1 protein-coding gene and 1 pseudogene are annotated in these 1,950 nt (G+C 66.6%); both read right to left on the reverse strand.

Annotated features, from left to right (window positions below; all coding sequences use genetic code 11):
- A pseudogene (locus BLS74_RS35480) lies at window positions 1-147 on the reverse strand (ABC transporter permease); the annotation flags it as partial.
- A gap of 34 nt (window positions 148-181) precedes the next feature.
- Window positions 182-1,807, reverse strand: coding sequence for an ABC transporter substrate-binding protein (locus tag BLS74_RS33495; RefSeq protein ID WP_093112342.1), 1,626 nt, complete (start codon window positions 1,805-1,807; stop codon window positions 182-184).
- Window positions 1,808-1,950: the final 143 nt, after the last annotated feature.

The following is a 1,950-nucleotide window of genomic DNA, read 5'->3' on the forward strand; positions in this document are numbered from 1 at the left end:
GGGCGTGGCGTCCTGGCCGAGCTGCTCCTGCGCGGCATCGCCGGGCAGCACCGCGGTGATCGAGAAGACGATCACCGACACCGCCAGCAGCGACAGCAGGGCGAGCGCGATCCGCTGGCCGAGGAGCTTCAGGATCACTGGGTTCATGAGAGGACTTCCAATGCGGTCCGATGCGCGCGGGTCAGGCTTCGAGCCAGACGTTCTCGGCGAAGTTGTAGCCCATCAGGCCGCCGAGCGGGATCGGGGACAGTCCCTTGAGCTTGGAGCTATGGCCATCGATGCTCGCAAGGAACAGCGGGATGCCGATGCCGGCTTCCTGGTGGATCATGGTCTGCATGTCGGCATACATCTGCTTGCGCTTGGCCAGGTCGGTCTCGGCGCGCGAAGCCAGCAGCAGCTGGTCGAACTTCTCGTTCTTCCAGCGCGATTCGTTCCAGGCCGCACCCGACTGGAAGAACTGCGTGAGCAGCACGTCGGCGCTCGGGCGCGGGTTGACGTTGCCGAAGCCCACGTGGCTGTTGAGCCAGTGGTTCGACCAGTAGCCGTCGGCCGGCATGCGCTTGAGGTCGAGCTCCAGCCCGGCGCGCTGCGCGGTCTGCTGCAGCATCAGCGCGATTTCCACCGAGTACAGCGCCGCGGGCGATGCCACCACCGGCACCTTGCCCGTGATACCGGACTTCTGCAGATGGAACTTGGCCTTGTCGAGGTCGAAGGGCCGCTGCGGCAGGCCGGCGAAGTAGAAGCGGTTGGTCGGATCGATCGGCTGGTCGTTGGCGACCACCGCATAGTCGAGCGCGATGGTCTTCTTCATCTGCTCGCGGTCGAAGAGGTGCTTCATCCCGAGCACGAAGTCCGGGTTGGTGCCGGGCCCCACGTCCTTGCGCATCACGAGGTCGGAGTACTGGCCGGACTGGGTGACGAAGATCCCGAAGCCGGGCGTACTCTTCACGCGCTCCACCGAGCGCGGATTGACCGAGCCCACCAGGTCCATGCCGCCGGACAAGAGCGCATTGACGCGCGCGCTCTCGTCGCCGATGCCGACGAATTCGATCTCGTCGAGGTAGGGCTTGCCGGGCTTCCAGTAGGCGTCGTTGCGCACCACCAGCGAGCGCACGCCGGGCTTGAATTCCTTGAGCTTGTAGGGGCCGGTGCCGATGCCGGCGTTGAAGTCGGTGGTGCCTTCCTTGACGATGTGGAAGTGGAAGGTGCCCAGGATCACCGGCAGGTCGGCGTTCGGCGCGCTGAGCACGAAGGTCACTTCATTGGGACCGGTGGCCTTGGCGCTGTCGATCTGGTCGGCGAGCACCTTGGCCTTGGAGGCGGTGGCCGGGTCCTTGTGGCGCATCACCGAGAACACGACGTCGGCGGGCGAGAGCGCCTTGCCGTCGTGGAAGGTCACGCCCTTGCGCAAGGTGAAGACCCAGGTCTTGGCGTCCTTGGTCGTGAACGATTCGGCCAGCGCCGGCTGCGGCGTCAGGCTGCCGTCCAGCGAGGTCAGGCCGTTGTAGATCATGTTGCAGCGCGAGTAGTCGGTCTGGTTCGACTGCTTGGCCGGATCGAGCGTGTCGGTCGCGGCGGCGGTCGCGCCGGCCACGCGGATGCGGCCGCCCTTCCTGGGCGTCTGCGCATGCGCGGACATCGCCGCGCCCGCGATGCCGCCGGCCAGTGTGGCCTGCATGCCGCCGGCCATCAGCATCGCGAGGATGTCGCGCCGCGTGGCGCCGCGCCTGAGCGACTCCATCACGCGAAGGCTTTCGCCGGGACCGACGAGGTTTTCGAAGCTCTTGTTGCTGCTGCTGTCGCTCATGGTGGGGTACTCCTCTGGTTGTCGATGAAGAAAAGGCGCTCAGGCCAACCGGTCCTTGAGCGTGTAGTAGAGGCCGATCGCCGGCAGGAACCACGGCGGGCCGAAGTGGCCGGGAATGGCGGGCCAGTCGCGGCCCTGCCAGG

This window comes from Variovorax sp. CF079 (assembly GCF_900101545.1).
GTDB lineage: Bacteria > Pseudomonadota > Gammaproteobacteria > Burkholderiales > Burkholderiaceae_C > Variovorax.

Coding starts and splice junctions, on each gene's coding strand:
- BLS74_RS33495 (WP_093112342.1), bottom strand. CDS start 1,807: ATGAGCGACAGCAGCAGCAACAAGAGCTTCGAAAACCTCGTCGGTCCC.